At 71.2% G+C, this 7,279-nt stretch carries 10 protein-coding genes and 1 pseudogene; 3 read left to right on the top strand and 8 right to left on the bottom strand.

Annotated features, from left to right (window positions below):
* Positions 1-72 precede the first annotated feature (72 nt).
* From DJ74_RS00445 to DJ74_RS00455, 3 genes and pseudogenes are all read left to right on the top strand, one after another.
* A pseudogene (locus DJ74_RS00445) lies at positions 73-739 on the top strand (ArsR/SmtB family transcription factor).
* A gap of 93 nt (positions 740-832) precedes the next feature.
* Positions 833-1,285, top strand: coding sequence for a bifunctional nuclease family protein (locus DJ74_RS00450; protein WP_094523350.1), 453 nt, complete (start codon positions 833-835; stop codon positions 1,283-1,285).
* Positions 1,286-1,330: 45 nt separating this feature from the next.
* Positions 1,331-1,813 (top strand): acyl-CoA thioesterase, encoded by a 483-nt coding sequence (locus tag DJ74_RS00455; protein WP_094523352.1) that lies wholly within the window; start codon positions 1,331-1,333, stop codon positions 1,811-1,813.
* Positions 1,814-1,828: 15 nt separating this feature from the next.
* Here DJ74_RS00455 and DJ74_RS00460 read toward each other — a convergent pair whose 3' ends face one another.
* The 8 genes from DJ74_RS00460 to DJ74_RS00495 all read right to left on the bottom strand — a co-directional run.
* The gene (locus DJ74_RS00460) at positions 1,829-2,395 is read right to left on the bottom strand and encodes a DUF123 domain-containing protein (RefSeq protein WP_094525963.1); all 567 of its coding nucleotides are present in this window, start codon (positions 2,393-2,395) and stop codon (positions 1,829-1,831) included.
* Positions 2,392-2,826 carry a DUF393 domain-containing protein gene (locus tag DJ74_RS00465; RefSeq protein ID WP_094525964.1) on the bottom strand — a complete coding sequence of 145 codons (435 nt, stop codon included), beginning with the start codon at positions 2,824-2,826 and terminating at the stop codon, positions 2,392-2,394. Before DJ74_RS00465 ends, DJ74_RS00460 begins: the two co-directional genes overlap by 4 nt.
* An 85-nt stretch (positions 2,827-2,911) precedes the next feature.
* Entirely contained in the window at positions 2,912-3,196 is a 285-nt protein-coding gene (locus tag DJ74_RS00470) for a hypothetical protein (protein ID WP_094525965.1), read from the bottom strand.
* Between the two features lie 160 nt (positions 3,197-3,356).
* Positions 3,357-4,433 carry a metal ABC transporter permease gene (locus DJ74_RS00475; RefSeq protein ID WP_094523360.1) on the bottom strand — a complete coding sequence of 359 codons (1,077 nt, stop codon included), beginning with the start codon at positions 4,431-4,433 and terminating at the stop codon, positions 3,357-3,359.
* Positions 4,433-5,173: a metal ABC transporter ATP-binding protein gene (locus tag DJ74_RS00480; RefSeq protein ID WP_094523362.1), complete on the bottom strand. Its 741-nt coding sequence runs from the start codon at positions 5,171-5,173 to the stop codon at positions 4,433-4,435. The genes DJ74_RS00475 and DJ74_RS00480 overlap by 1 nt, the downstream gene beginning before the upstream one ends.
* Before the next feature lie 115 nt (positions 5,174-5,288).
* A complete protein-coding gene (locus DJ74_RS00485) occupies positions 5,289-6,326 on the bottom strand; it encodes a metal ABC transporter solute-binding protein, Zn/Mn family (RefSeq protein ID WP_094525966.1) in 1,038 nt (345 codons plus the stop codon).
* A 139-nt stretch (positions 6,327-6,465) separates the two neighbouring features.
* A complete protein-coding gene (locus tag DJ74_RS00490; protein ID WP_094525967.1) occupies positions 6,466-6,990 on the bottom strand; it encodes a YbaK/EbsC family protein in 525 nt (174 codons plus the stop codon).
* Positions 6,991-7,079: 89 nt separating this feature from the next.
* Positions 7,080-7,279 (bottom strand): SBDS family ribosome assembly factor (locus DJ74_RS00495; RefSeq protein WP_321166851.1); only part of this gene is annotated, 200 nt, incomplete at its 5' end.

Below are 7,279 nucleotides of genomic sequence, written 5' to 3' on the forward strand. Positions count from 1 at the left end.
GAGTCGATATCGGATCGTCGGGCGCGTAACCGATCCAACAAATTTGTATCCTCACGGCGTAGAGTGGCGATCATGTCGCGGCTGTTGCCCTCCCTGCCCGACGCGACGCCCGAGGACCGAGAACCGCGGGTCGTGGGCGTCGACGACGAGGACGCGGACGATCTCATCGCCGCGCTCGGCTCCGAGACCGCTCGCGAGATCCTCACCCACCTCCACGACGAGCCGGCGACGAAGTCCGAGCTCGCGGCCGAGGTCGACACGTCGCTCCAGAACGTGCAGTACCACCTCTCGAAGCTCGACGGCGCCGACCTCGTCGACGTCGTCGACACGACCTACTCCGAGAAGGGCCGCGAGATGGACGTGTACGCCGCCGNNCGGCGGCGAGGAGGAGTCGGCCGGGATCAAGAGCGCGCTGATGCGGCTGCTCGGGGGGTACGGCCTCATCGGACTGGCGGCCGTCGCGGCCCAGCGCCTCCTCTCGGTGGCGGGACCGACGGCCCGCGTGACGACCACGACCGGGGGCGACGACGCCGGCGTCACCGCGGAGCAGTCCGGGGGAGACGGCGGGGGAGCCGCCGACGGCGGCGACGCGGCGGTCGACGGCACGGTCGAGTACGTCGTCGACCCGCTCGCCGAGTACGCCGTCTCGCTGCTCGAACCGGGCGTCGTCTTCTTCATCGGCGCGGCGCTCGTCTTCACGGTCGCGTGGGCGTACTGGTACCGGACGAGCGGGGCCTGAGGCGGGAGCCCGCCGAGGACGGGAGCGCTCCGCTGGCGCCGAGCGGCGTCGCCCGTGGGACAGCTATTCATGCCGCCGCCACCACGATCCGGTATGGAACACGAAGCCGAGGTCGTCGGGGTCGGAGCGGGCTCCGCGCCGGGCGGCGACGTGCCGGCGGTCATCCTCTCGGTCCGCGACGAGTACGTCCCGATCTTCGTCAGCGCCGACCAGGCGCAGTCGATCGGGATGGCGCTGGAGGGCGAGCCGTTCGACCGGCCGTTGACGCACGATCTGCTCGTCGACATCCTCACCGAGTTCGGCGGGGCGATCGACCGCGTCCGGGTGGACGACCTCCGCGACGGCACCTTCTACGCGAAGGTCGACGCGGAGCGGTACGACGACGGCGAGCCGGAGCGGTTCGTCTTCGACGCGCGCCCCTCCGACGCGCTCGCGCTCGCCGTCCGGATCGACTGCCCCGTCATCGTCTCCGACGAGGTGGTCGACGAGGCCGGTCGCTCCCCGGACTCCGTCCGCTTCGACGACGGACCCCAAGACGGCTCCTGACGACGAGAGCCGGAGGTTCAAGTCGCCCGCCTCCCCACCGCCGGTATGGACGAGACGGCGACCGTCGCGGAGTCGTACACCGAGATGACCGAGATGCTGCTGCCGAACGACACGAACAACCTCGGGCGGGCGCTCGGAGGCGCCGTTCTCCACTGGATGGACATCTGCGGCGCGATCGCCGGGATGCGCTTCTCGAACCGGCAGGTCGTCACCGCCTCGATGGACCACGTCGACTTCATCGCCCCCATCGAGATGGGCGAGGTCGCCGTGATCGAGGGGTACGTCTTCAACGTCGGGCGCACGAGCCTCGACGTGAAGGTCGACGTGCGCGCGGAGAATCCACGAACCGACGAGCAACGGCGCACGACGACCTCCTACTTCACTTTCGTCGCGCTCGACGAGGGGGGCGCCCCGGCGAGCGTCCCGGAGCTGACCTGTCCGACGCCGGAGGAGGAGGCCCTGCGCGACGAGGCGGTCGAGGGACGGCGCGAACAGCTCAGCGACATCGTCGAGCGGTACGACCTCTGATCGACGATCGGGGGCCTACTCGCCGTCGACGACGTCGACCCGAGCGGCGCGCTCGGCGGTCGCGTCGTCGTCGCCGGGCGCGTCGCCGCCGGGCCCGACGGAACCGGCCGATCCGACCGCCGCCTCGTGCGCGTCCCTGACCCGCGCGCCGAACTCGTCGAGGGTGCGACCCGCCTCCGCGGCGGCGAGGTGGCTGGCGCAGTCGCAGTCGGACGCGCCGAAGCCGTCGACCGGGCCCGGCGGGAGGCGCTCGGCGACCGCGCACTCGACGTCGGCGCCGACGCTCCGAACGACGCGGTCGATCCGGGCGTCCGGGTGACCGAGCAGGTGGTCGACGTGCCAGTGGCGGACGCCGTGCTCGCCGCGCGCGGTCCGCCGGTGGCGGTCGACGCGGGAGAACCCGCCCGCGCCGAGCGCGCTGCCGGTGTACGCGTAGCGGCCGGCGCCGAAGCGGCGCTCCCCGAGCGCGCCGACGCCGATCTCGGCGGAAGCCGCGAACTCGACGAGGAGGGTGTACGTGCCGCCGGTCGAGTCGGCGACCGATCCGTCGCGCTCGGGGTCGCCGGCGCCGTCCCCGCTCACGACAGCGCCTCCGGCGGGGCGCTCGCGGCGGGGCGGAGGTCGTCGACGAGGTCGCGCGCCGCGTCGGTCAGGCGGTACGTCTCGTGGACGTCGGCGGGGTCCCGGCCGCGGCCCGACAGGGTCCCGACGACGTCGGCGATCCGGTCGTAGTTGTCGCGGACGAGTCCGCCGACGATCCCCGGAGTGCCCGCGCGGTCGGCGAGCTCCTCGGCCGCCGAGCGCCCGGCGTACACCCGGCTGCGGCCGGGGTCGACGAGCACCATCGCGAACGGGCGCGAGCCGAACTGCGCCTCGAGGAACGGGCCGACCGGGTCGGCCTCCCACGGCACCGCGACGACGCCCTCCAGTCGGCGGAGCGCGAGCGCCGCGACCGAGCAGTACGGACAGTCGCCGTCGAAGATCAGCACCGGCGCGTCCGAGTCGTAACTCATGATGATCGGTAGGTGCCACGGCGGCTTAAGCGACCGGCCGGCGGGCCGAAGCGCCGCGGGAAACGGGGCGAAAAACGCGAGTGTCTCAGTGCGAGTGGCCGAGCGCGTCCTCCAGCGACTGCCCGAACCGGTCCTCGAACAGCTCCGCGGCCGTCTCGTTCATCTCCGCGATGTCCTCCGGCACGTCGCCCTCGCTGTGGTGGACGATGACGTGCGCCTGCTGGGCCATCGCCTGCACCACGACGTCGCTGACGACGCGGGTGCCCTGCTCGCCCTGCTCGCTGAGCACGTCGACGAGACCGGCGGGCAGTTCGAACGACTCCTCGTCACCGTCGGGACCGGTGATCGTGTAGGTTTCCGTCTCTCCCATACGTCTCGGTCGCGGTCGGGACATAAGGGTCTGTGGAAAACGCGCGTGGCGGACGCACGCGCGTGAGTCCGGCGAGCCGGGCTTCTCCGCGCCCACCGCCATCGCCGTCCTCCCCGCTATCGCCGCCCTCGCCGCTATTCCCGCCCTCGTCGCCCGGCGGCTACCCGTGCGCCGAGATGGCCGTCACCGAGAAGCCGGAGAGCGCGATGCTCGCGAGGTAGACAGCGATCGCGGTGACGACGATCGAGCCCCCGGAGGGGAGGCCGAGCCCGATGGAGACGGCGAAGCCGCCGAGCACGGAGACCTGGCCGAAGATGACGCCGAGGTACGTCGTCTCACGGAAGCTCCGCGCGACCTGCGAGGCGGCCGCGACGGGGACGACGAGCATCGCGGCGACGAGGATGACGCCGAGCACCTGCATCGCGCCGACGACGACCACCGCGGTCAGCACGACGAGCAGCGTGTTGTAGCCGGTGACGTTGAGCTGGGCGACGCGCGCCGCCTGCTCGTCGAAGGTGATGAAGAGGAGCTGTTTGTACGTCAGCGCCACGCCGGCGACGACGAGCAGCGAGAGCGCGCCCATCAGCCGCGCGCCCTCGGCGGTGACGATCGCGAGGTTCCCGAACAGGTACCCCTCGATGTTGATGGCGGTCAGCCCGCGCCCGTAGCTGACGATCAGGGTGCCGACCGCGAAGCTCCCGCTGAGCATGATCGCGATCGGCACGTCGCCGTAGGCGTCGGTGCGCTCGGTGAGCCACTGGACGGCGAGCGCCCCCGCGATCGCGACGACGAGCGCGACGAGCAGGAGCGAACTGTCCCAGCCGGTCGACGCGTTAACGAGGATGCCGATCGCGACCCCCGCGAACGCCGTGTGCGCCAGCGTCTCCCCGATCAGCGCCATCTCCCGGTGGACGAGGAAGGAGCCGACGAGCGGCGCGACGACGCCGACGAGCACGCCGACGGCCATCGACTGCCACATGATCGGGTGCCGGAACACGTTCGTGCCGAACGCGGCGTCCATCCCCCGCCCGAGCGCCCGGAACGCGGCGTAGAGGTCGCCCATGACCGGGAGGTCCCGCGCCCAGTAGAGGAGGAGGAACGCGAGCATGCCGACCGCGACGACCGCCGTGAGCCCGAGCGCGGCGACCTCGGCCGTGCGTCGGAGTCCGCGGTCGGGCCTCGCGTCCGCGGTCGGGTTCGCCTCCCCCCCGCCGTCCGCGGCCGTGGTCCCGCTCATCAGTGGTGGTGGTGGACGACCTGTCCGGTCGCGCCGTACGCCTCCGAGAGGGCGTCGCTCTCGACGAACGACTCGGTGTCGCCGTGGTGGTACAGCTCGGTGTTGATGCAGGCGATGCGGTTCGCGCGGTCGGTGACGACGCCGATGTCGTGCTCGATGAGGATGATGGTGATCCCGTCGTCGTTCAGCTCGTCGAGGAGCGCGTAGAAGGCGTCGCGCGACTCCGCGTCGACGCCCACGGTCGGCTCGTCGAGCGCGAGGAGGTCCGCGTCGCTCGCGAGGGCGCGAGCGATGTACGCGCGTTGCTTCTGCCCGCCGGACAGCTCGGTGACGAGCCGGTCGGCGAGGTCGCCGATCCCGACCGTCTCGATGGCGTCTGCGACGGCGGCGCGGTCGGCCTCGGAGAGGCGCCCTCGGCCGGCGTGCGCGAACCGGCCCATGGTGACGCACTCGCGGACCGTGACCGGCATCGACCCGCCGCGGCTCGTCGCCTTCTGCGAGACGTAGCCGATCCGCCCGCCGTCGTCGAACTCGTCGACCGGACGGCCGAACAGATCGACGGTCCCCTCGTCCGGTTCGTGGAGCCCGAGCATGAGGTGGAGCAGGGTCGTCTTCCCGGAGCCGTTCGGGCCGACGAGCCCGAGGAACTCCCCCTCCTCGACCGTCAGAGAGACGTCGCTCACGGCGACGGTGTCGCCGTAGGCGAACGTCACGCCGTCGAGGTCGACGATTGCGGTCACTGCGTGTCCCGACTCTGGGTCGTCCGAACGTTTAGCTCTTTTAGTCCGTCGGCGAGGACGGGTCCGGCGGCGGGTGAGGGACCGTCGGCCGGCGCCGACGCGTCGAGGCTCCGACTCACTGCGCCCCGAACGCGCGCTCGAAGGCGGGGACGTTGACCTCGGTCATCTGTTCGAGGTAGCCGTAGCCGGCGTCGTTCCACTCCTCGGTGGTCCCGCCGGCCGGGCTGACGGCCCGCGTCTCCGTCGCGTCGCTGTTCTCGACTATCGTCTCGGCGAGCGTCGTCGACGCGAAGCGGTCGTAGAGTATCGTGTCGATCCCCTCCGCGTTCACCAGTTCGATGGTGTCGGCGATCTCGCCCTGACTCGGCTCGTTCTGCGGCGAGACGCCCACGGGCGAGTGGAGCCGGAACCCGTAGCGCGCCTCCAGGTACTGGAACGAGTTGTGACCCGCGATGACGGCGACGCCGCGCTCGGCGCTCTCGGCGATCGACGCGAAGGCGTCGTCGACGTCGTCGAGTTCCTCCGCGTACGCGGCCGCGTTGTCGGCGTAGGCGTCGGCGTTCTCGGGGTCCGCCTCGCCGAGTCCCGTCGCGATGGTCTCGACCATCCGCCCCGCGAGGACCGGGTCGACCCAGACGTGGGGGTCGTACTGGCGGTCATTTTGGTTTTCCTCGTCGTGATTCTCTTCGTCGTGATTCTCCTCGTCGTGATTCTCCTCGTCGTGATTCTCCTCGTCCTGACTCCCGTGCGAGTGGTCCCAGTCGAGCAGGTCGTCCTCGACGTCGGCGAGCGCGTCGACGACCGCGACGGAGTCGTAATCGGTTTCGAGCGTCGCGGCGAGGTCCTGCGCCCACGCGAACTCGGGGCTGTCGAGGTAGACGAACGCGTCGGTCGAGGCGACGTCCGCGGCGAGGGTCCCGTCCGGCGTCCAGCCGTGCCCGAGGCGGCCGACCTCGACCGGGTCCTCGAAGCTCGCTCGGTCGCCGACGACCTCGTTAGCCCAGTCGTTGAGGGTGAAGAAGGCCGCGTACCCGCCGTCGAACTCGGCGGACCCCTCGTCCGCGGCGCCCGAACAGCCGGCGAGCGAGGTCGCCGCTCCGGCGGCCAACAGTCCGCCTCCGCGCTTCAGCACCGATCGGCGTGAGTGAGTCATACCTATCGATACCAACTGTTAATAGAAAAGTATTGTTATTTCACAACTCATAGTTAATAACACAGGCCGCGAGACCGCGATCGATTGTCAGCGCCGACCGGCGACGCGGTCGCAGAGGCGGTGACGCCGCCGCTCGCCCTCACTCCGTCAGATCGACGGTCGTCGCGTCGGCGAGCGCGGCGAGCCGCTCCGGATCGACGGCGAACACCGCGCTCGGCGTCCCGGCCGCGCCGTAGACCGTGTCGTACCTCGCGAGCGTCGGATCGAAGGCGGTCGGGAGCGCGACGTCGTGGCACAGCGGCGGCACGCCGCCGATGCTCCAGCCGACGGTCTCGCGGATCCGCACCGGGTCCGCCATCGTCGCCTCGGCCGCCCCGAAGTGGGCCGCGACCGCGTCGAGGTCGAGCCGGTTCGCGCCGCTGGTGATCGCGGCGACGAGTCGATCGCCGGTGTCTCCGTCGGCGCTGCCGCCGCCACCATCGGCTCCGGTGTCTCCGCCCGAGAGCGACACCACGATCGTGGAGGCGATCGCCGCCGTGTCGCAGCCGACCGCGTCGGCCGCCGAAGCCGCCGTCTCCGTGCCCGCGTCGAACTCCAGGACATCCAGGTCGACGCCGTAGCGGTCCCGCGCCCGTGCCGCGAACTCCGCCGCGCGCTCGTGCATGGAGAAAAGGAGGCCCGCGGCGGAGTATGAAGCTCTCGGCCGCGGCACGTATGGCGGTCGTTCGGGAGAGAAGCGGCGCCGTCGACGACCTACCGCGTCCGGAGCTCGTCTTTGTCCTTAATTACGCGGGCGTCTCCCTCGCCGGACGTGACCTCGTTGACGAGGTCGTACAGGTCGTTCTGCAGGCCGGCCGGGAACGTGAGCACGCCGACCCACGAACCGTCGTTCTGCCACTCCTCGCGCTCCAAGTCGCCGAACTCGCGGATCTGCGCCTGGCCGGAGCCGGCGT

Source organism: Halorubrum sp. Ea8, from assembly GCF_002252925.1.
GTDB lineage: Archaea > Halobacteriota > Halobacteria > Halobacteriales > Haloferacaceae > Halorubrum.